The 19,705-nt window shown below is 74.5% G+C and carries 20 protein-coding genes; 17 read left to right on the forward strand and 3 right to left on the reverse strand.

Annotation, left to right across the window (positions count from 1 at the left end; translation table 11 throughout):
• Window positions 1–12: 12 nt before the first annotated feature.
• The 5 genes from hisH (at window position 13) to ACFYPN_RS01915 (ending at window position 3,686) form a co-directional block, all read left to right on the forward strand.
• Window positions 13–654 carry an imidazole glycerol phosphate synthase subunit HisH gene (gene hisH, locus ACFYPN_RS01895; RefSeq protein ID WP_358761075.1) on the forward strand — a complete coding sequence of 214 codons (642 nt, stop codon included), beginning with the start codon at window positions 13–15 and terminating at the stop codon, window positions 652–654.
• The gene (gene priA / locus ACFYPN_RS01900) at window positions 654–1,379 is read left to right on the forward strand and encodes a bifunctional 1-(5-phosphoribosyl)-5-((5-phosphoribosylamino)methylideneamino)imidazole-4-carboxamide isomerase/phosphoribosylanthranilate isomerase PriA (protein WP_358761076.1); all 726 of its coding nucleotides are present in this window, start codon (window positions 654–656) and stop codon (window positions 1,377–1,379) included. Before hisH ends, priA begins: the two co-directional genes overlap by 1 nt.
• Window positions 1,376–1,816 carry a RidA family protein gene (locus ACFYPN_RS01905; RefSeq protein WP_389296439.1) on the forward strand — a complete coding sequence of 147 codons (441 nt, stop codon included), beginning with the start codon at window positions 1,376–1,378 and terminating at the stop codon, window positions 1,814–1,816. The genes priA and ACFYPN_RS01905 overlap by 4 nt, the downstream gene beginning before the upstream one ends.
• Window positions 1,813–2,568, forward strand: a complete 756-nt coding sequence (gene hisF, locus ACFYPN_RS01910) for an imidazole glycerol phosphate synthase subunit HisF (RefSeq protein WP_358761078.1) — start codon at window positions 1,813–1,815, stop codon at window positions 2,566–2,568. Before ACFYPN_RS01905 ends, hisF begins: the two co-directional genes overlap by 4 nt.
• A gap of 185 nt (window positions 2,569–2,753) precedes the next feature.
• On the forward strand, window positions 2,754–3,686 hold the full coding sequence (locus ACFYPN_RS01915; protein ID WP_389296440.1) for an alpha/beta hydrolase family protein: 933 nt from the start codon (window positions 2,754–2,756) through the stop codon (window positions 3,684–3,686).
• A gap of 92 nt (window positions 3,687–3,778) precedes the next feature.
• Here ACFYPN_RS01915 and ACFYPN_RS01920 read toward each other — a convergent pair whose 3' ends face one another.
• Together ACFYPN_RS01920 and ACFYPN_RS01925 are read right to left on the reverse strand one after the other, a co-directional pair.
• The gene (locus ACFYPN_RS01920) at window positions 3,779–4,213 is read right to left on the reverse strand and encodes a hypothetical protein (protein ID WP_389296441.1); all 435 of its coding nucleotides are present in this window, start codon (window positions 4,211–4,213) and stop codon (window positions 3,779–3,781) included.
• 225 nt (window positions 4,214–4,438) lie between these two features.
• Entirely contained in the window at window positions 4,439–5,236 is a 798-nt protein-coding gene (locus ACFYPN_RS01925; RefSeq protein ID WP_358761080.1) for an alpha/beta hydrolase, read from the reverse strand.
• A gap of 160 nt (window positions 5,237–5,396) precedes the next feature.
• Between ACFYPN_RS01925 and ACFYPN_RS01930 the strand changes: the two genes are divergently transcribed.
• The 3 genes from ACFYPN_RS01930 to ACFYPN_RS01940 all read left to right on the forward strand — a co-directional run bounded on the left by ACFYPN_RS01930 (window position 5,397) and on the right by ACFYPN_RS01940 (window position 11,488).
• Entirely contained in the window at window positions 5,397–8,177 is a 2,781-nt protein-coding gene (locus tag ACFYPN_RS01930) for a LuxR C-terminal-related transcriptional regulator (RefSeq protein ID WP_389296442.1), read from the forward strand.
• A gap of 206 nt (window positions 8,178–8,383) precedes the next feature.
• Complete coding sequence (locus tag ACFYPN_RS01935; RefSeq protein ID WP_358761081.1) at window positions 8,384–9,718, forward strand: helix-turn-helix domain-containing protein; 1,335 nt, start codon at window positions 8,384–8,386, stop codon at window positions 9,716–9,718.
• Between the two features lie 141 nt (window positions 9,719–9,859).
• The gene (locus tag ACFYPN_RS01940; RefSeq protein WP_358761082.1) at window positions 9,860–11,488 is read left to right on the forward strand and encodes a cation acetate symporter; all 1,629 of its coding nucleotides are present in this window, start codon (window positions 9,860–9,862) and stop codon (window positions 11,486–11,488) included.
• A 68-nt stretch (window positions 11,489–11,556) separates the two neighbouring features.
• Here the strand turns inward: ACFYPN_RS01940 and ACFYPN_RS01945 are convergent, their stop codons facing one another.
• Window positions 11,557–12,189: a TIGR03085 family metal-binding protein gene (locus tag ACFYPN_RS01945; protein WP_358761083.1), complete on the reverse strand. Its 633-nt coding sequence runs from the start codon at window positions 12,187–12,189 to the stop codon at window positions 11,557–11,559.
• A gap of 85 nt (window positions 12,190–12,274) precedes the next feature.
• Between ACFYPN_RS01945 and hisI the strand changes: the two genes are divergently transcribed.
• From hisI to trpA, 9 genes are all read left to right on the forward strand, one after another.
• Window positions 12,275–12,670, forward strand: a complete 396-nt coding sequence (gene hisI, locus ACFYPN_RS01950) for a phosphoribosyl-AMP cyclohydrolase (RefSeq protein WP_358761084.1) — start codon at window positions 12,275–12,277, stop codon at window positions 12,668–12,670.
• 11 nt (window positions 12,671–12,681) lie between these two features.
• A complete protein-coding gene (locus tag ACFYPN_RS01955; protein WP_358761085.1) occupies window positions 12,682–14,190 on the forward strand; it encodes an anthranilate synthase component I in 1,509 nt (502 codons plus the stop codon).
• 67 nt (window positions 14,191–14,257) lie between these two features.
• The gene (locus ACFYPN_RS01960) at window positions 14,258–14,908 is read left to right on the forward strand and encodes a TIGR02234 family membrane protein (RefSeq protein ID WP_389296443.1); all 651 of its coding nucleotides are present in this window, start codon (window positions 14,258–14,260) and stop codon (window positions 14,906–14,908) included.
• 196 nt (window positions 14,909–15,104) lie between these two features.
• Window positions 15,105–15,356, forward strand: a complete 252-nt coding sequence (locus ACFYPN_RS01965; protein WP_358761087.1) for an HGxxPAAW family protein — start codon at window positions 15,105–15,107, stop codon at window positions 15,354–15,356.
• 195 nt (window positions 15,357–15,551) lie between these two features.
• Window positions 15,552–16,103: a DUF2752 domain-containing protein gene (locus ACFYPN_RS01970; RefSeq protein WP_358761088.1), complete on the forward strand. Its 552-nt coding sequence runs from the start codon at window positions 15,552–15,554 to the stop codon at window positions 16,101–16,103.
• 129 nt (window positions 16,104–16,232) lie between these two features.
• Window positions 16,233–17,042: an indole-3-glycerol phosphate synthase TrpC gene (gene trpC, locus ACFYPN_RS01975; RefSeq protein WP_358761089.1), complete on the forward strand. Its 810-nt coding sequence runs from the start codon at window positions 16,233–16,235 to the stop codon at window positions 17,040–17,042.
• Window positions 17,043–17,051: 9 nt separating this feature from the next.
• The gene (trpM, locus tag ACFYPN_RS01980) at window positions 17,052–17,336 is read left to right on the forward strand and encodes a tryptophan biosynthesis modulator TrpM (protein ID WP_358761090.1); all 285 of its coding nucleotides are present in this window, start codon (window positions 17,052–17,054) and stop codon (window positions 17,334–17,336) included.
• 165 nt (window positions 17,337–17,501) lie between these two features.
• Entirely contained in the window at window positions 17,502–18,788 is a 1,287-nt protein-coding gene (trpB, locus tag ACFYPN_RS01985; protein WP_358761091.1) for a tryptophan synthase subunit beta, read from the forward strand.
• Window positions 18,785–19,648 (forward strand): tryptophan synthase subunit alpha, encoded by an 864-nt coding sequence (gene trpA, locus ACFYPN_RS01990; RefSeq protein WP_358761092.1) that lies wholly within the window; start codon window positions 18,785–18,787, stop codon window positions 19,646–19,648. Before trpB ends, trpA begins: the two co-directional genes overlap by 4 nt.
• The last annotated feature ends 57 nt before the right edge of the window (window positions 19,649–19,705 follow it).

A 19,705-nucleotide genomic window follows, 5' to 3' on the forward strand; every position in this document is an offset into this window, starting at 1 on the left:
CTGGGGAGAGCGATGAGCGACAAGAAGAAGGTCGTCGTCTTCGACTACGGCTTCGGCAACGTCCGGTCCGCCGAGCGGGCACTCGCCCGGGTCGGCGCGGACGTCGAGATCACACGTGACTACGACAAGGCGATGAACGCCGAAGGACTCCTGGTCCCCGGCGTCGGTGCCTTCTCCGCCTGCATGGGCGGCCTCAAGGCCGCCCGCGGCGACTGGATCATCGGCCGCCGGCTCTCCGGAGGCCGCCCCGTGATGGGCATCTGCGTCGGAATGCAGGTCCTCTTCGAGCGGGGCATCGAGCACGGCGTGGAGACCGAGGGCCTGGACGAGTGGCCCGGCACCGTCGGCCCGCTCAAGGCGGACGTCGTCCCGCACATGGGCTGGAACACCGTCGAGGCACCCGAGGACAGCCGGCTCTTCGCCGGACTCGACCCCGAGGCCCGCTACTACTTCGTGCACTCCTACGCGGCGCACGACTGGACCCTCGAAGTCACCAACGCCAAGATCCGCGTCCCCCGCGTCACCTGGGCCACGCACGGCGAGCGGTTCGTGGCGGCCGTGGAGAACGGCGCGCTGTGGGCCACCCAGTTCCACCCCGAGAAGTCCGGCGACGCCGGCGCAGAGCTGCTGACCAACTGGATCGAGACGCTGTAATGCCGAAGCTTGAACTCCTTCCCGCCGTCGACGTCCGCGACGGACAGGCCGTCCGTCTCGTGCACGGCGAGTCCGGCTCCGAGACCTCCTACGGCTCCCCGCTGGAGGCGGCCCTCGCCTGGCAGTCCGCCGGCGCCGAGTGGCTCCACCTCGTCGACCTCGACGCCGCCTTCGGCACCGGCGACAACCGCGCGCTGATCGCCGAGGTCGCCGGAGCCATGGACATCAAGGTCGAGCTCTCCGGAGGCATCCGCGACGACGCCTCGCTGGAGGCCGCCCTCGCCACCGGCTGCCGCCGCGTCAACCTCGGTACCGCCGCCCTGGAGACCCCCGAGTGGGTCGCCAAGGTCATCGCCGAGTACGGCGACAAGATCGCGGTCGGCCTCGACGTCCGCGGCACCACCCTGCGCGGCCGCGGCTGGACCCGCGACGGCGGCGACCTCTACGAGACGCTCGCCCGCCTCGACTCCGAGGGCTGCGCCCGCTACGTCGTCACCGACATCGCCAAGGACGGCACCCTCCAGGGCCCCAACCTCGGCCTGCTCCGCGACGTCTGCGCCGCCACCGACCGCCCGGTCGTCGCCTCCGGCGGCGTCTCCTCGCTGGACGACCTGCGCGCGATCTCGCTGCTGGTGCCGGAAGGCGTCGAGGGCGCGATCGTCGGCAAGGCGCTCTACGCCAAGGCGTTCACCCTGGAAGAGGCGCTCAAGGCGGTCGCCGCATGACGGACTCCGCACCCACACCTGCACCCGCGGCTTCCGGGGCGGCGGCAGGCGTGCGCCGGATCCAGTCCGGGGCGCCCTGGGAGGAGAAGTTCGGCTACGCCCGCGCCGTCGAACTCCCCGGCGGCCTCGTCCTGGTGGCGGGCTGCACCTCCGTCGTCAAGGGCGAGATCTCGGCCGGCTCTCCGTACGAGCAGGCCGTCACCGCTTTCGAGGTGGCCTTCGCGGCTCTGGCGCAGGCCGGCCTCGGCCGTGAGGACGTCGTGCGCACCCGCATGTACCTCACCCACGCCCGGGACGCCGACGACGTGGGCCGCGCCCACAAGGAACTCTTCGACGACGTCCGGCCGGTCGCCACGATGGTCGTCGTCTCGGGCCTCGTCGACCCCAGCCTGGTCGTCGAGGTCGAGATCGAGGCCTTCCGCGGAGGCGACCGATGAGCCTCGCCGTACGTGTGATCCCCTGCCTGGACGTCGACAACGGCCGGGTCGTCAAGGGCGTCAACTTCCAGAACCTGCGCGACGCGGGCGACCCCGTCGAGATGGCCAAGTTGTACGACGCCGAGGGCGCCGACGAGTTGACCTTCCTGGACATCACCGCCTCCAGCGGTGACCGGGAGACCACCTACGACGTGGTCCGCCGCACCGCCGAGCAGGTCTTCATCCCGCTCACGGTGGGCGGCGGCGTCCGCACCACCGAGGACGTCGACAAGCTGCTGCGCGCCGGTGCGGACAAGGTCGGCGTCAACACCGCCGCCATCGCCCGCCCGGAGCTGATCCGCGAGATCGCCCAGCGCTTCGGCAGCCAGGTCCTCGTGCTCTCCGTCGACGCCCGCCGCACCCCGGAAGGCACCTTCGAGGTCACCACGCACGGCGGCCGCCGGGGCACCGGCATCGACGCCGTCGAGTGGGCGCACCGGGCCGCCGAACTGGGCGCGGGCGAGATCCTGCTCAACTCGATGGACGCCGACGGCACCAAGGACGGCTACGACACCGAGATGATCCAGGCGGTACGCGCCCGGGTCACCGTCCCCGTCATCGCCTCCGGCGGTGCCGGCCGGCTCGCCGACTTCGCGCCCGCCGTGGGCGCCGGGGCCGACGCCGTCCTCGCCGCGTCCGTCTTCCACTTCGGCGACCTGCGGATCTCCGAGGTCAAGGGCGCCCTGCGGGAAGCCGGACACCCCGTCCGCTGAATCCCGTACGGGGAGCCCACGGTTCCCGAGACCGGCGATCTCGCCGATGCGCGACCCCGGGGAGCACCGCCAGAGTGGCCACCGCCAGCGAAACGACGCGGCGGTACCACGCGGTGCACCCCGGGCCTCGCACGACGGTCCCCGGGAGATGCCCGGCGGGGTACGCCCCCACCGAGAGGACCCCCGTGCAGCATCTCCTCACCCCCGGCTCCACCGCATCGCACCGCGGGACGCCCACGAGCCGCTTCCGTGCCGCCAAGGGCCTGTTCGCCGCGGCGGCGGTCACCGCCGGTCTCCTCACCGCCTTCGACCCGGCCGGAGCGCAGGCCGCCACCAACCCCTACGAGCGCGGCCCCGCGCCGACCTCCTCCAGCATCGAGGCGCTGCGCGGCTCGTACGCCACCTCGCAGACCTCCGTCTCCTCGCTCGGCGTCACCGGCTTCGGCGGCGGCACGATCTACTACCCGACCTCCACGGCGGACGGCACCTTCGGAGCGGTCGTCATCGCGCCCGGATTCACCGCCTACCAGTCGAGCATCGCGTGGCTCGGCCCGCGCCTCGCCTCGCAGGGCTTCGTCGTCTTCACCATCGACACCAACACCACGCTCGACCAGCCCGACAGCCGGGGCCGCCAGCTCCTGGCCGCGCTCGACTACCTCACGCAGAGCAGCTCGGTGCGCACCCGGATCGACTCCTCCCGCCTCGGCGTCATGGGCCACTCCATGGGCGGCGGTGGCACCCTGGAGGCCGCGAAGAGCCGTACCTCGCTCAAGGCCGCCATCCCGCTGACCGGCTGGAACACCGACACCACCTGGCCCGAGGTGCGCACACCCACCCTGGTGATCGGCGCCGACGGCGACACCATCGCCCCCGTGCTCACCCACTCCAAGCCGTTCTACAACACGCTGCCGGGCACGCTGGACAAGGCCTACCTGGAGCTGCGCGGCGCCACCCACTTCACACCGAACTCGTCGAACACGACGATCGCGAAGTACAGCCTCTCGTGGCTGAAGCGCTTCATCGACAATGACACCCGCTACGAGCAGTTCCTCTGCCCGGTCCCCTCGGCGAGCCTGACCATCTCCGAGTACCGGGGCACCTGCCCGCACACCTCGTAGGACCGTATGACCGCAGGGCCGCACGCCCGGGAGCCGGATCGCCGTACGCGGCGGTCCGGCTCCTCGCGCTCGCGGGCCGCGGGTACCCGGGCTCAGTCGGCCACCGGCAGCGCGGCGGCTATCGCGTTCCGGTCCTTGCGGCCGACCAGCGGGAAGACGATCCGCAGGCCCTGCACGTCGTCGGGCGAGGAAACGACGAAGGACGAGTTGAGCAGACGCTCCCTGATCTCGGTGCGGACGAGTCCGGCCCGCGCGAACGTCATCAGATGCTCCTCGGGCCGGGCGAAGTTCGGGTTGGCCCGGAAGACGAAGAAGTGACGGTCTGTCATCACCAGGTACATCGGTACCGGTACGGGGATCACGCTCACGGCGCCCGCGCTGAGGATCGCCGAGGCAGCCGCGAAGGCCGCCGTCCTGCGTACGGAGACCGTCCTCAGGTTCACGATGGTCGATACCTCGACCCGCTCTCCGGGTGCGAGCAGGGGGGTGACGGCGGCGAGCAGCAGGCGGTGGCGCTTGGCGTTCATGACGTACTCCTGGAACGGGTGGTGCGGGATGCGGGATGCGGGATGCGGGGCGAGGGGCGGGAGGCGCGGGAGGCGCGGGAAGCCCGCCCGTCGCCGGCCGTCCGCTTCCGTCTGCGACCCGCAGGGCCCGCAGGGGCCTCGTCGGGCGGCCCCCCTGGGGCGGCGGCTCACTCTGCCACACGCGGTCTCCGGCTCACCCCCGGGGAGTCCGGCTCACCCCGCCGCTCACCCCGCCGCGAGGAACTCCGTGATCGTTGCGGCGAATCCGGGCTCGCGCACCACCGTCAGGTGGTCGCCGGGGAGCACCGTCAGCCGGGCGCCCCGGATCGCGCCCGCCAGCACCTCGGGGCGGACCGCCAGCGGGTCGGCGTCCCCGGCCAGTACGAGGGAGGGTGCCGTGATCCGGTCCAGCGGTACCGGTCCCCGGAACGCCGCGCGTACCTGGGCGGCCAGGGCGTGCCGGTCGGAACCGGTGGCGTCGGCCAAGGCCCGGAACGCGCGCGCCTGTTCGGGAACGGTCGTCAGGTCCTCCGCGGTCAGCGCGGCCCACACCAGCTCGGGCGGCATCGCCCGGGTGTCCAGGCCGCCGACCTCCACCACACCCGCGCCGACGCCTCCGATGACCAGCCGGGTGACCCGGGGGTCGGCCGCCGCGGTGAGCAGCGCGACGATCGCGCCCATCGAGTACCCGGCGAGGTGGTACTCGTCCGCGCCCAGCAGGTCGGCGAGGAGCCGGACGTCGCCCGCCATCAACTCCTCGCCGTAGTGGGCCTCGTCGTGCGGCCGGTCGGAGGTGCCGTGGCCCCGGGCGTCCAGCGCGTACACCCGGCGGCCGGCCGCGAGAAGGGCCTCCACCACCCCGGGGCCGTCCCAGTTCAGCCGGGCGTGCGCGGCGAAACCGTGCAGCAGCACCACCGGAGGCAGAGCCAGGTGGGGGTCGCGGGACCAGGACCAGTACCGCAGGGTCAGGCCGTCCTCGGTGCGGAACCCGGTGTGCGCTTCGGTGCGGAGGCGGTTCGTCATCGCACGAAAGTACGCCGCAGGCCGGGGAGCGCACCGGAATCTGTGCGCGCGCACAGCCGGCAGGCCGTTCCCCTGGGACGGCGCCCCGCACCCGGCTGTTCCGGGACAAGGAGCGGACGGGTGTCTTCCGGCCCTGTTTACGCGGACGTAACGTGCGGGTGTGACCCCCTCGACGACCGTGCACAGTCCGCTCCGGCTGTACGGCCGCAGCGGCGAACTCGCCATGGTGGAAACCCTCCTCGGCCGCCTCGCGCAGGGCGACGGCGGTGCGCTCGTGGTGACCGCGCCGCCCGGCCTCGGCCGCAGCGCCCTGCTGGACGCGGCAGCCGAGACACACCGCGCCCGGAACCGGGGGCCCGTGCTGCACGTGACGGCCGTCCCCGCCGAGCGCCGCCTCCCGCACAGCGGGCTGCACGCCCTGCTCTGCTCGGCCCCCGGCCCGCTCTCCGTACCGCCCGAGCGTGTGCTGCGCTCCGGCCTCACCCCCGAGACGCTGCTCACCCTGCTGCGGGAGACCGGCGCCTGCCAGCCGGTGCTGGTCTGTGTGGACGACGCGCACGCCTGGGACCCCGCGTCCCGGGAGGCACTCGGCTTCGCTGCCCGTCGGCTCGGGGCGGGCAGCCGGGCCGCCGTGCTGGTCTCGTCGGCCGACGAGACCAGCTTCGCCGGACTCCCCGCCCTGCGCCTCGGCCCGCTCGACGACGAGGCGGCCGCCTGCCTGCTGGAGCGCTGCACCGGCAAGGTCCCCGACATCGACCCGGTGGTCCGCGCCGAGCTGCTGCGGGAGGCGGCGGGCAACCCGCGGCTGCTCGCCGGGCTCGTCGGGCACCTCACCGCGGACCAGCTGGCCGGCCGCACGGTGCTGCCCTTCCCGCTGCCCGGTGGCGAGAGCGTGCTCGACGCGCACGCCGCCCGGCTCGACGGCCTCTCCGCCGAGACCCGGACCCTGCTGCTGCTGGCCGCCGCCGCCCAGGAGCACGAGCCGGAGGGCACCGGGGCCGACGCCGGGCTGCTGCTGCGGGCCGGCACCCGGGCCGGACTCGGCGCCACTCTGCTCGACCGGGTGCTCTTCGGGCCCGGCGGTATCCCCGGAGTCGTGGAACGAGCCGGCAGCCGCGTCCATTTCAGCCATCCCCTGCTGGGCCGCGCGGTGCTGCGGCACGCCCCGCCCGCGCACCGGCGCGCCGCTCACGACCTCCTCGCGGCGCTGCTCGGCCGGGTCTCCGCCCATCCGCTGCCCGCCCTGGTGCAGCGCGCCTGCGCCGCGCCTGGGCCGGACGCGGCCCTCGCCGGCGCGCTGGAGCGTGCGGCCACCGCGCCCCGGCCGCACGCCGAACGCGCGGCCGCCCTCACCCGCGCCGCCCTGCTCTCCACGGACGAGGCGGACCGTGCCGCCCGGTTCGCCGAGGCCGCCGAACACGCCCGCCTCGCGGGCGACACCGGCCGCGCCCGCGCCCTCCTCACCCGGGTCGCCGCCGACCCGGGAACCCGCACGATCCGGCCCGTACCGGCGAGCGCGCTCACGCGGTTCACGCGCGGGATGCTCGCCCTGCGGGACGGCCCGGCGACCGACGCCCACGAGGCGCTCCTCGCCGCCGCGGCCGGGCTCACGCCCCACGATCCGGCGCGCGCCGTCGCCGCCCTGCTCGCTGCGGCCGAGGCCGCCTGGGCGGGCGGCGACGCCATCGCCTACCTCGACGCCCTGGACCGCGTCGGCGCCCACCCGCACGACCCGGCCGTCGCGCCCTACCTCGCCGGTGTACGGGCCGTGTTCGCGGGACGGATGGCCGAGGGCCACGAACTGCTGGCGCAGTGCCTGCGCGCCGCCGAAGCCGACGAGGACCCCCAGGCGCTCCTCCGGGCGGGCGCCTGCGCGCTGGTGGTCGGCGAGGCGGAGAGCGCCTGCCGGGCCGGGGCCCGCGCGCTGGCCGCCGTACGGGGCAGAGGCCCCGACGCCCTCCTCGCGCACGCCCTCGAACAGCTCGCCTACGCCGAACTCCGGGCCGGCCGGCACGCCAGGGCGCGGGCCCACGCACTGGAGGGCCTGCACGCGGCCCGCCGTACCGGGCAGCCCAACGCCACCACCCATCTCCACGCGGTGCTCGCGCTCACCGCGTCGGTGGAGGGGCCCGCCGAGGCATGCGCGGCCCACGCGGACACCGCGCTCGCCGGGGCCGGGCCGCACGGCCTCGCCCAGGCCGCCACCCTGGCCACCTGGGCGGTGGCCCGCGCCGACCTGGCGGCGGGCCGCACCGAAGAGGCGGCCGCGCGGCTCGCCCCACTGGTACGCCCCGGACCCCGCCACGGCCACTTCGGCATCCGGATGCTCGCGCTCCCGTGCTACGTCGAAGCCGCCGTACTGGCCGGCCACGCCGGCGAGTGGGCGGACGAGCTGACCGACGCCGTACGCGAGTTCGCGATCTGGACCGGCCGCACCGTCGATCCGCACGCCCCCGCCCAACTCGCCCGCTGCCGTGCGCTGCTGGGCCCCGCCGACGAGGCCGAAGCGCGGTACGCGGAAGCGCTCGCCCACCACGACCGGGCCGGCGGCGACTTCGAGCGCGCCCGTACCCAACTCCTGTACGGCCAGTGGCTGCGCAGACGGCGGCGCACCCGGGAGGCGCGCGGCCCGCTCCGGGACGCGCTGGTCGGCTTCGAGCGCTGCTCCGCCCGCGCCTGGGTGGACCGGGCCGCCGGCGAACTGCGCGCCGCCGGCGAGGCGGTGGAGGCTCCGGCCGCCGACAGCGGGCCCACGGCCGCGCTCACCCCCCAGCAGCAGCGGATCGCCCGCTGTGTCGCGGAGGGAGCCACCAACCGGGAGGTGGCCCGGCGGCTCTCGGTCAGCCCCCGGACGGTCGATCACCATCTGCGCAACATCTTCGCCGTCCTGGGAATCCGCTCCCGCACCGAGCTGGCCCGGGTGATGGACCGTCGGCCGTGAAGCGGGCTTCCTACCCGTCTCACGAGCCGCAGGTGTCCGGCAGGTTGCCGGACCGTGATGACGGGAACCGCGCAGACCCCTAGGTACCGACTGGCCGGTATGTCATTCTGCGGGCGTCAGGATCGTTCGGTCGCGCTCGCGCCCCAACCGGGCCGGGTGCCCGGGCCGGCGCCCATGGGCCCGGCCGATTCCCGGTGGAGGCCCCCATGCCGCACGTCGTACGTCCTCGGATCAGGGCGCTGCACACGACGCCCCCCGTATCGCCGCTGCCCCAGCGTTTCCGCTCGCTCGCCGACCGGGAATCGGTCGAGGTGCTGCACCGCTCGGCCAGAGTGCTGCTCGAAGAGCTGCCGGAGCTGACGGAACGGCTGGTCGAGGTGTTGTACGCACAGGAGCCCGGCTACCGGACGGCGATCGAGTCCACCCGCGCCGACATCTGGCAGGAGGTCCACCACTCCCTCCGCCACAACATCGGCTCGCTGATCCAGCCCCGCGAGTTCCGCGAGCCGGCCCACCGCACGACCCGCTGGATCGGCGAGATCAGGGCCGAGCAGGGCGTGCCGCTCGACGCCGTCCTGCACGCGTTCCGCCTCGGCGGCGCGATGGTGTGGCAGGGGCTCGTGGACGAGACGGCCCGCCGCGACCCCGAGGACGTCCGCCTCCTCGTCCATGTCGCCGCCGACGTGTGGAACTTCGTGGACGAGCACTGCGGAGTCCTCACCGACGCCTACCGCCAGGCGGAGCGGCGCATCGACTGGCGCCGCGAGAACCGGCAGCGGCTCATGACCGGCGCCCTGCTGGACGGCACCGCCCGCATCGCCGACCTGCCCGACGCCGCGACGATGCTGGGACTGCGGGAGGACGGCCGGTACGCGGTCCTCGCCGTCCGTACGGCCCACCGCGCCCCGCACGCCGCGACCTCCCCGCCCGTGGTCCTCCCCAAGGGGGTGGTGGCGCTCTGGCACACCGGCCCCGACGCCGAACTGGCTATCGTGGCACTGGAATCCGCGGTCACCGACGCGGTCGCGGATGCGGGGGCGGGCGCGGACGGGGACGCCGAGGCGAACGCGGGAAGCGGGCTGGCCCGCCTCGCCGGAGAGACGGCCGTCCCGCCCGGTACGGCGGTCGGGGTCAGCTCCGCGGTCGAGGGTCTCGCGGCGCTCGGCGAGGCCCGGCGGCTCGCCGAAACGGCCCTGCGGGCCTGCCCGGCGTCCGGCGGCATCGTGCTGCTCGACGAGCACCTACCGGCCGCGCTGGTCGTCTCCTCACCCGCCCTCGGGGCCGCGCTCGCCGACCGGGTGCTGGGCCCCCTCGACGGCATCGACCCGGCGGACCGGGACGTCCTGATCGAGACGCTCACCGCCTGGCTCGAAGCCGACGGCTCGGCCCAGCGCGCCGGGGCACGGCTCTACTGCCACCGCAACACCGTGCTGAACCGGCTGCGACGGTTCGAGCAGCTCTCCGGACGCTGTCTGACCCGCCCGGCGGACGCGGTGGAGATCTGCCTGGCGCTCGCGGCCCGGCGGCTGCTCGGCGGCTGACGCCCACCACCCCGTCAGCACGGAGAGTTCGGGCGGGGCGGGTGTGACGGCGCACAAGGCGCGGGCCCGCCCCCTGTTCCGGCGCATCCCCGAACGCCCGCGCCCTGTACGCCGGACGGACGCTCTGGTGCCGTACACGCCATGTCCTCCTTCGCCGACGCGCGCTCCCTCGCAGTCGTGATCTTCCTCGGATTCGTCGCCCTCTCCCTGCTGCTCTGCGGCCTCGCCGCCGCCGACCAGGACGACCCGGAACACTTCTACGCGGGCGGCGGCGCGGCCCTCGGGCCCGTGGGCGGGGGACTCGCCATCGCCGGGGACTACATCTCCGCCGCCACCCTGCTCTCCACCACCGGCTCCGTGGCGCTCGCCGGGTTCGACGGCGTGACCTTCGCACTGGCGACCGTCGTCTCGCTGGTGCTCGTCATGCGCGTCTTCTCCGAACGACTGCGCGTCGCCGGGGTCTTCACCCTCGGCGACTTCCTCGCGAAGCGGCTCGGCGACCCCTCGGTCCGCAAGGCGCTGGGCGTCGCCACCCTGGCCGTGCTGGTCCCCCTCCTGCTCGTCCAGCTCACCACCGCGGGCAAGGTGATGGCGGCCATGTTCGGCCTGCCGGAAGGAGCGGTGACCGGATGCACCGTCGCCAGCGGGGTCCTGATGGCCGGTTACTCCGCCTTCGGCGGGATGCGCGGCACCGGATACATCCAGATCCTCAAGGTCGGCGTGGTGGTGGGGGTCGTGACGCTCCTCGCGGGACTCGTCCTCGCCCGGTACGACTGGTCGCCCTTCGCCCTCTTCGACGCCGCGCGCGAAGGCAGCGGGGCCGGCTCCCCCTACGCCTCGCCCGGCGCCCAGTTCGGCCGCACCGGCACGGGGGCGCTGGACCTGATCGGGTTCCAGATCACCCTCGTCCTGGGGGCGGCCTGCATGCCGCACCTCACGATGCGGCTGCACCCCCTGCGCGACGCCCGTACCGCGCGCCGGGTGCGGGTCTGGGCCGTCGCCCCGGTCGCCGTCCTCTGCGCCGGGATCGTCGTCGTGGGCCTCGGTGCCTCGGCCCTGCTCGGCGCGGACGCGCTGCGGGCCGGGGACCCGGGCGGCAACACCGCCCTGCTGATGGTGACCGGCGCGCTCGACCCCGCGGCGGCCGGTCCCCGCCAGAGCGTGCTCTTCGCCCTCGTCGCCTGCGCCGCCTTCGCCACCACCCTCGCCGCGGTGGCCGGCATCACCCTGGCCGCCGCCTCCAGCGTCGCCCGGGACTTCGCCGCGCACTCGGGCGCCCAGGGCGAGGGCCGGGCGTCGGCCCGGGAGATCCGCCGGGCCCGCTGGGCGGTCGTCGCGATCGGCGCGCTCGCCGTCCTCGTCTCCGCGTACACCCACGAACGCAACCCGCAGGTCCTGCTCTCGCTCTCCTTCGCGTCCGCCGCGTCCGTCCTGCCACCGGTCCTGCTGAACGCCCTCTTCCGGCCCGGCTTCACCGCGCGCGGGGTGCGCCGGGCCGTTTACGGGACCCTGCCGCTGATCGTGCTGCTGATGGCGTTCTCACCGGCGGTCTCGGGGACCCCGATCGCCCTCTTCCCGGACCGTGACTTCCACTGGTTCCCGCTGCAGACCCCGGGGCTCGTCACCGTCCCGGCCGGTTTCCTGCTGGCCTTCCTCGGCTCCCGCATCCCCGCCCGCACCCGCCCCGCCCGCACCCGCCCGGACGGCGCCACCCCACCGGCACGTCACCGGGCCCGGGCCGCCGTCGCCCACGGCGCACCCCGGGCCTGAGAACGGCGGCCTCGGCGCGCCCCGGGGGAGAGGCCCCCCGCGGCCCCCGGTGCCGGGGACCGCGCCCGTCACATCCCCAGCTGGGACAGCTGGAGCTGCTCCACCGCGTCCTCCTCGCCCTCCAGGCCCACCGTCGTCGCCGACTGCCGCCCGAACGCGAAGAGCAGCAGCTCGCCCGGCTCCCCGGTCACCGTCACCACCGGCGTGCCCTTGCGCGCGACCGCCGTCCGTCCGTCCGGGCGGCGCAGCACCAGCCCCACCGGGGAGCGGTGCCCCAGCATCCGGGCGGTCCGCTCCATGCGCGACCACAGGACGTCGGCGAACACCGGGTCCAGCTCCCGCCGCGACCACTCGGGCTGCGCCCGGCGGACGTCCTCGGCGTGCACGTAGAACTCCACGGTGTTGGCCGCCTCGTCCACCTGCTTCACGGCGAACGGCGAGAAGCGCGGCGGACCCGTGCGGATGAGCTGGATCAGCTCCTCGTACGGCTTCTCCGCGTACTCCTGCCGCACCCGCTCCATACGGCCCTTCAACGGGCCCACCACGATCCCGGCAGCCGCGTCCGCCCGGCGCTCGCGCACCACCACGTGAGCGGCCAGGTCGCGGGTCAGCCAGCCGTCGCACAGGGTCGGCGCCCCGGGGCCCGCCGCCTCCAACAGGTCGGCCAGCAGTAGACGTTCACGCTTCGCATGGGTCGACATGCCAGCCAGCCTACGACCGCGGCACACGGTCCGCCCAGTGGACCGGGCACCTTCCGGCACCGGTGCTCGCGGCACAATGGGCCGCATGAGCAGCACGCCCCCGTCCGGCACCCCCGGTACCCCGCCCGCAGGCACCCTCGATCCCGCCGTGGCCGCGCGCCTCAAGCGCGGCGCGGACGGACTCGTCCCCGCCATCGCCCAGCAGTACGACACCGGTGAGGTGCTCATGCTCGGCTGGATGGACGACGAGGCCCTGCACCGCACCCTGACCACCGGCCGCTGCACCTACTGGTCCCGCAGCCGCCAGGAGTACTGGGTCAAGGGCGACACGTCCGGCCACACCCAGCGCGTCGTCTCCGTCGCCCTCGACTGCGACGCCGACACCGTCCTCGTCAAGGTCGACCAGACGGGCGCCGCCTGCCACACCGGCGCGCGCACCTGCTTCGACCGCGACGTCCTGCTCAGCACCGACACCCCGTGAGGCCGGCCGACATGGATCTCGACACCTTCCGCAAGCTGGCCGCCGCCCGGCGCGTCATCCCCGTCGTCCGGCGGCTCCTCGCGGACGGCGACACCCCGGTCGGGCTCTACCGGAAACTCGCCGCCGAACGCCCCGGCACCTTCCTGCTGGAATCCGCGGAGAACGGCCGCACCTGGTCGCGGTACTCCTTCATCGGGGTCCGCAGCCACGCCACCCTCACCGCCCGCGACGGCCAGGCCCACTGGATCGGCACTCCGCCCGTGGGCGTCCCGCTCGACGGCGACCCGCTCCAGGCGCTCCGCGCCACCACCGAGGCGCTGCACACCCCCCGCGATCTCGCGGACACCGAGGGCCTGCCCCCCTTCACCGGCGGCATGGTCGGCTACCTCGGATACGACATCGTGCGCCGCCTGGAACGCATCGGCGACCACGGCGGCGACGACCTCGGTCTGCCCGAGCTGACGATGATGCTCACCTCCGACCTCGCCGTACTCGACCACTGGGACGGCACCGTCCTGCTGATCGCCAACGCGATCAACCACAACGACCTGGAGAGCGGCGTCGAGGAGGCTCACACCGACGCCGTCGCCCGTCTCGACGCCATGGAGCAGGACCTCCGACGCCCCGTCGAGAACGCCCCCGCCGCCCTGCCCCCCTCCGAGCTGCCGCCGTACACCGCCCTCTGGGGCGGCCCGGCCTACCAGGAGGCGGTCGAGGACATCAAGGAACGCATCCGGGCCGGCGAGGCCTTCCAGGTCGTGCCCTCCCAGCGCTTCGAGACCCCCTGCACCGCGAGCGCGCTCGACGTCTACCGGGTGCTGCGGGCCACCAACCCGTCCCCGTACATGTACCTCTTCCGGTTCGACGGCTTCGACGTCGTCGGCTCCAGCCCCGAGGCCCTCGTCAAGGTCGAGGACGGCCGCGCCATGGTCCACCCCATCGCCGGGACCCGGCACCGGGGCGCCACCCCGCAGGAGGACCAGGCACTCGCCGAGGAACTCCTCGCCGACCCCAAGGAGCGCGCCGAGCACCTCATGCTCGTCGACCTCGGCCGCAACGACCTCGGACGCGTCTGCGAACCCGGCAGCGTGGAGGTGGTCGACTTCATGTCCGTCGAGAAGTACTCCCACGTGATGCACATCGTCTCGACCGTCACCGGCCGCGTCGCCGAGGGCCGCACCGCCTTCGACGTCCTCACCGCCTGCTTCCCCGCCGGCACCCTCTCCGGAGCGCCCAAGCCGCGCGCCATGCAGATCATCGAGGAGCTCGAACCCAACCGCAGGGGCCTCTACGGAGGCTGCGTCGGTTACCTCGACTTCGCGGGCGACTCCGACACCGCCATCGCCATCCGCACCGCGCTGCTCCGCGACGGCACCGCCTACGTCCAGGCCGGTGCGGGCGTGGTCGCCGACTCCGACCCGGTGGCGGAGGACGACGAGTGCCGCAACAAGGCGGCCGCGGTGCTCCGCGCCGTCCACACGGCCAACCGGCTCGGCGCCCACCGGGCGCCCACCGGCTGAACCTCCGGCCGGCCGCCGGCCCATCAGGCCCCTACCGCCCCGACGGGCGCCGGGGCGGTAGGGGATAGTGGAAGGCGTGAGCGCCGTCCCCGTACCCCAGCCCCGTGCCCGTACCACCGCGTCCGACGCCCCCGGCAGCCGCCGGAGCCTGGCCCTCGGGCTGCTCCTCGGCGCGGTCGGGGCCGCCGTCGTCCTGCTCGCCTCCGGGCAGACCTGGGCCCGGGGCGACGCCCTCGTCGCAGGCGGCAGCCTTCCGCTGACCGCCGACGGACAGGACGTCACCGGCGTCCCCGCCGCGCTGGCGATCGTCGGCCTCGCCGCCCTGGTCGCCGTCTTCGCCGTCCGGGGCACCGGGCGCTACGTCGTCGCCGGCCTGCTCGCCGTCAGCGGCCTCGGCGCCGGCCTCAGCGCCTGGTCCGGCGCCTCGGACAGTTCCGCCCTGGACGAGAAGGCCGCCGCCACCACCGGTGACGCGGCCTCCACCATCGACGCCCTCAGCCACACCGCGTGGCCCTACGTCACCGCCCTGGGCGGCCTCTTCATCCTGATCGCCGGGGTGCTCGCGCTGCGCTTCGGGAGCCGCTGGCCCACCATGTCCGGCCGCTACGAGCGCGACGGCACCCCCCGCCCCCGCAAGGCCCCCGCCACCCCCCGGGACCCCGACCGGCCCGAGGAGCTGTGGAAGGCCCTGGACCGGGGCGAGGACCCCACGGGTTAGTGCCGCCGGGCACAGCATGCCGGGCGCGGCACTGGAGACCGGCGGGCCGGCCACCCGGAAGGCCCCCGGACACGGCCGGGACGACCGACCCCGGCTCACGTCCCGCCTCCGCGTACGGGACAATGGGGGCGGGTCTTCCCACGTGAATCCCCGACACACACCGCACACACCGCGCAACACCAACGAGGAGCAACTCATGGCGGGCAGCAGCCACGGACACACCCCGGCCGCCTGGACCGGTGTCATCATCTCGTTCATCGGCTTCTGCGTCGCAGGCGTCTTCATGGTCGCGGCCAACCCGGCCGGATTCTGGGCCGGCATGGGCGTGATCCTCGTGGGCGCGCTCGTGGGCCTGGCGATGAAGATGGCCGGACTCGGTACGCCGAAGGAGTCGCCGGAGTACGCCGCCGCCCGCGCCCGCGCCGGCGAGGCCCAGCTCAGCCACTGACGCCAACGGGAGCGGAGGCCCGCCCGCACGGGCACCGGCCCCGTCCCGCCAGGCGTGAGGTGGTGTCCGGCGGACCACGGCCGGGGGCGCGACGCCCGGCACGGCACCACCGCACGGCACCACCTGTCCCGCGACACGCGAGGCGCAGCCCGTCCCGGGCTGCGCCTTTCCGCGTACCGGGGGCACAATCGGCGGGTGGACGACGCCCCGCCCCTCCCCGCCGCGACCCCGCCCCCGGAGCCCGGGCCCTCCGCCGGGCCCGTCCGGGCCGGTCCGTACCCCCCGGACGCGTACGCCGGTCCGTACCCACCGGACAGGTACCGGCCCCCGTACGCGCGACCGCGCCCGGCTCCCGGCGCTCGGCGCTTCGCGGCGCCGGCCGGCGCCCTGGCCGCCGTCGCCGGAGCGTTCGGGTACGTCGCCACCGTCGACCCGGGTGAACCCGGCCACTACCCGGTCTGCCCGCTCTTCCGCCTGACCGGCCTGCTCTGCCCCGGCTGCGGCGGACTGCGCAGCGCCCACGCCTTCGCCCACGGCGACTTCCTCGCAGCCCTCGGCGACAACGCCCTGGCCGTCACCGGATACGTGCTCTTCGCCGCGCTCTGGTCGCTCTGGCTCGTACGGACCGCCCGCCGCGAGCCCCTGCGGCTGGGTGTCCCGCCCCTGTGGGGCTGGGGGATCGGCGCGGTGCTGGTGGCCTTCACCGTCGTACGGAACCTGCCCATCGGCGCCGCTCTGGCACCCTGAGCGAGCGCCGGTCGGACCACCTGCTGGGACGGTGACCGGCCGGATGCGAGCCCTTCGCCCCGCTGCGGATACCATCGAGATGGCTGATGTTGTTCCATCATTCGTTCGCTCCGGAAGGGGGCCGCTCGCGTGAGTGTGCTCGACGAGATCATTGACGGCGTCCGTGCGGACCTCGCGGAGCGGCAGGCGCGCGTCAGCCTCGATGAGCTCAAGGAACGCGCCGCACGCGCTCCCCGGGCCAAGGACGGAGTCGCCGCACTGCGCGGCGAGGGCGTCAACGTCATCTGCGAAGTCAAGCGCTCCAGCCCCTCCAAGGGCGCCTTGGCCGCCATCGCCGACCCGGCCGCGCTCGCCGCGGACTACGAGGCCGGCGGCGCGTCCGTCATCTCCGTCCTCACCGAGCAGCGCCGCTTCGGCGGTTCGCTCGCGGACCTGGAGGCGGTCCGCGCCAAGGTCGACATCCCGGTCCTGCGCAAGGACTTCATCGTCACCTCCTACCAGCTGTGGGAAGCCCGCGCCTACGGCGCCGATCTCGCCCTGCTGATCGTCGCCGCCCTCGACCAGGAAGCCCTCGTCTCCCTGATCGAACGCGCCGAGTCCATCGGCCTCACCCCGCTCGTGGAGGCCCACGACGAGGAGGAGGCCGAGCGTGCGGTCGCCGCCGGCGCCCGCGTCATCGGCGTCAACGCCCGCAACCTCAAGGACCTCAAGGTCGACCGCTCCACCTTCGAGCGGGTCGCCCCCGAGATCCCCGACCACATCGTCAAGATCGCCGAATCCGGCGTCCGGGGTCCGCACGACCTGATCGCGTACGCCAACGCCGGCGCGGACGCCGTGCTCGTCGGCGAGTCGCTCGTCACCGGCCGCGACCCGCGCGCCGCCGTGGCCGACCTGGTCGCCGCCGGCACCCACCCCGCGCTCCGCCACGGACGGGGCTGAACCACCGCCATGACGCTCTCCGTGCCGCCGGGGCACCCGCGCTCCGCACCGCCGTCCCCGCAGGGCACCCGCCCTGCCGGGTCGCCGGTGCGGGAGCCGCGCGTACCCCTGGCGCGCGGCGGCGGCCGGCCCCCGCTCCTCCTGCCCGGCCACCCGCAGCCCCGGCGCTGCGCCCCGCCGTTGTGGCAGCGGGGATGCCGCGCCCCGGCACGCCGGGTGCACGGCCGCCGGGTGCGTTACGTCATCGGCGACGAGCCCGGACAGGTCAACGGCATGCGATGGCGCGCGGCCTGAGCGCCGCAGCGAGCCAGGCCGTCCGCGCCCCGCGCACGCACCCCCACCGGGGGCCGTGCCGCGTCGACGCGCGCCGTACCGCCCCGACCCCGGTCGTGGCGGCCCCAGCTCCACCCGGCGCATACGGTGAACCCACCCGTTGCCAGTGACCAGGAGCCATGTCGGATGTCCTCTGACTTCTTCCTTCCGGACCCCGAGGGTCTGATCCCCAGCGCCGAAGGCTATTTCGGCGCCTACGGCGGCAAGTTCATCCCGGAGGCGCTCGTCGCCGCCGTGGACGAGGTCGCCGTCGAGTACGACAAGGCCAAGGCGGATCCGGCCTTCGCCGCCGAGCTCAACGAGCTGATGGTCCACTACACGGGCCGCCCCAGCCCCCTGACCGAGGTCTCCCGCTTCGCCGAGCACGCGGGCGGTGCCCGTGTCTTCCTCAAGCGCGAGGACCTCAACCACACCGGCTCGCACAAGATCAACAACGTCCTCGGCCAGGCGCTCCTCACCAGGCGCATGGGCAAGACCCGGGTCATCGCCGAGACCGGAGCCGGTCAGCACGGCGTCGCCACCGCGACCGCCTGCGCGCTGTTCGGCCTGGAGTGCACCATCTACATGGGCGAGATCGACACCGAGCGCCAGGCGCTCAACGTCGCCCGCATGCGGATGCTCGGTGCCGAGGTCGTCGCCGTGAAGTCCGGCTCGCGCACCCTCAAGGACGCCATCAACGAGGCGTTCCGCGACTGGGTCGCCAACGTCGACCGCACCCACTACCTCTTCGGCACGGTCGCCGGCCCGCACCCCTTCCCCGCCATGGTCCGCGACTTCCACCGCGTCATCGGGGTGGAGGCCCGCCGCCAGATCCTGGAGCGCACCGGCCGGCTGCCGGACGCCGCGATCGCCTGTGTCGGCGGTGGGTCCAACGCCATCGGCCTCTTCCACGCCTTCATCCCGGACGCCTCCGTCCGTCTCATCGGCTGCGAGCCCGCCGGGCACGGCATCGAGACCGGCGAGCACGCGGCGACCCTCACCGAGGGCGAGCCCGGCATCCTGCACGGCTCGCGCAGCTACGTCCTCCAGGACGACGAGGGCCAGATCACCGAGCCGTACTCCATCTCGGCCGGCCTGGACTACCCGGGCATCGGCCCGGAGCACTCGTACCTCAAGGACATCGGCCGCGGCGAGTACGTCGCGGTGACCGACGCCGCCGCGATGTCGGCCCTGCGGCTGCTCTCGCGCACGGAGGGCATCATTCCGGCCATCGAGAGCGCGCACGCGCTGGCCGGTGCCCTGGAGATCGGCAAGGAGCTGGGCGAGGACGGGCTGATCGTCATCAACCTCTCCGGGCGCGGCGACAAGGACATGGACACGGCGGCCCGCTACTTCGGGCTGTACGAGGCCGACGCGACCGTCGACGCGAACGCGGCCGGCCACGGCGCGGAGATCGAGGGGGACGTCAAGTGAGCAGCGACAGCACCACGGGCCGCACCGGCAGCACCGGCAGCACCGGACACACCGGCAACATCGCACTGCTGGACACCACCCTCGCCGCGGCGAAGGCCGAGGACCGCGCGGCCCTCATCGCCTACCTCCCGGCCGGCTTCCCGACCGTGGACGGCGGCATCGAGGCGGTCAAGGCAGCCGTCGCCGGTGGCGCGGACGTCGTCGAGGTGGGCCTGCCGCACAGCGACCCGGTGCTCGACGGCCCGGTCATCCAGACCGCCGACGACATCGCGCTGCGCGGCGGCGTCCGGATCGCCGACGTGATGCGCACGGTCCGCGAGGCGTACGAGGCGACCGGCGCCCCGATCCTCGTCATGACCTACTGGAACCCCATCGACCGCTACGGCGCGGAGCGGTTCGCCGCCGAGCTGGCCGCCGCGGGCGGCGCCGGCTGCATCCTGCCCGACCTGCCGGTCCAGGAGTCGGCGGTGTGGCGCGAGAGCGCGGAGAAGCACGGTCTCGCCACCGTCTTCGTCGTCGCCCCCAGCAGCCGCGACGAGCGCCTCGCCACCATCACGGCGGCGGGCTCCGGCTTCGTCTACGCCGCCTCCCTCATGGGTGTCACCGGCACCCGCGAGTCGGTCGGCGACCAGGCCCAGGGGCTGGTGGCCCGTACCCGCGCCACCACCTCCCTGCCGGTCTGTGTCGGTCTCGGCGTCTCCAACGCGGCGCAGGCGGCCGAGGTCGCCGGCTTCGCGGACGGCGTCATCGTCGGTACGGCCTTCGTCAAGGCGATCCTGGACGCGCCCGACGCCGCCGCCGGGACGGCCGCGGTGAAGGCCCTCGCGAGCGAACTCGCGGAAGGTGTTCGAAAGCGCTGACGCCTCGCGTCACCCGTACGGGTGGAGTGGGACCGGGGAGGCACGCGAGTGCCTCCC

Source organism: Streptomyces sp. NPDC005576, from assembly GCF_042871745.1.
Classification (GTDB): Bacteria; Actinomycetota; Actinomycetes; order Streptomycetales; family Streptomycetaceae; genus Streptomyces.

Coding starts and splice junctions, on each gene's coding strand:
- hisH (WP_358761075.1), top strand. CDS start 13: ATGAGCGACAAGAAGAAGGTCGTCGTCTTCGACTACGGCTTCGGCAAC.
- priA (WP_358761076.1), top strand. CDS start 654: ATGCCGAAGCTTGAACTCCTTCCCGCCGTCGACGTCCGCGACGGACAG.
- ACFYPN_RS01905 (WP_389296439.1), top strand. CDS start 1,376: ATGACGGACTCCGCACCCACACCTGCACCCGCGGCTTCCGGGGCGGCG.
- hisF (WP_358761078.1), top strand. CDS start 1,813: ATGAGCCTCGCCGTACGTGTGATCCCCTGCCTGGACGTCGACAACGGC.
- ACFYPN_RS01920 (WP_389296441.1), bottom strand. CDS start 4,213: ATGAACGCCAAGCGCCACCGCCTGCTGCTCGCCGCCGTCACCCCCCTG.
- ACFYPN_RS01925 (WP_358761080.1), bottom strand. CDS start 5,236: ATGACGAACCGCCTCCGCACCGAAGCGCACACCGGGTTCCGCACCGAG.
- ACFYPN_RS01935 (WP_358761081.1), top strand. CDS start 8,384: ATGCCGCACGTCGTACGTCCTCGGATCAGGGCGCTGCACACGACGCCC.
- ACFYPN_RS01940 (WP_358761082.1), top strand. CDS start 9,860: ATGTCCTCCTTCGCCGACGCGCGCTCCCTCGCAGTCGTGATCTTCCTC.
- ACFYPN_RS01945 (WP_358761083.1), bottom strand. CDS start 12,189: ATGTCGACCCATGCGAAGCGTGAACGTCTACTGCTGGCCGACCTGTTG.
- hisI (WP_358761084.1), top strand. CDS start 12,275: ATGAGCAGCACGCCCCCGTCCGGCACCCCCGGTACCCCGCCCGCAGGC.
- ACFYPN_RS01955 (WP_358761085.1), top strand. CDS start 12,682: ATGGATCTCGACACCTTCCGCAAGCTGGCCGCCGCCCGGCGCGTCATC.
- ACFYPN_RS01965 (WP_358761087.1), top strand. CDS start 15,105: ATGGCGGGCAGCAGCCACGGACACACCCCGGCCGCCTGGACCGGTGTC.
- trpM (WP_358761090.1), top strand. CDS start 17,052: ATGACGCTCTCCGTGCCGCCGGGGCACCCGCGCTCCGCACCGCCGTCC.
- trpB (WP_358761091.1), top strand. CDS start 17,502: ATGTCCTCTGACTTCTTCCTTCCGGACCCCGAGGGTCTGATCCCCAGC.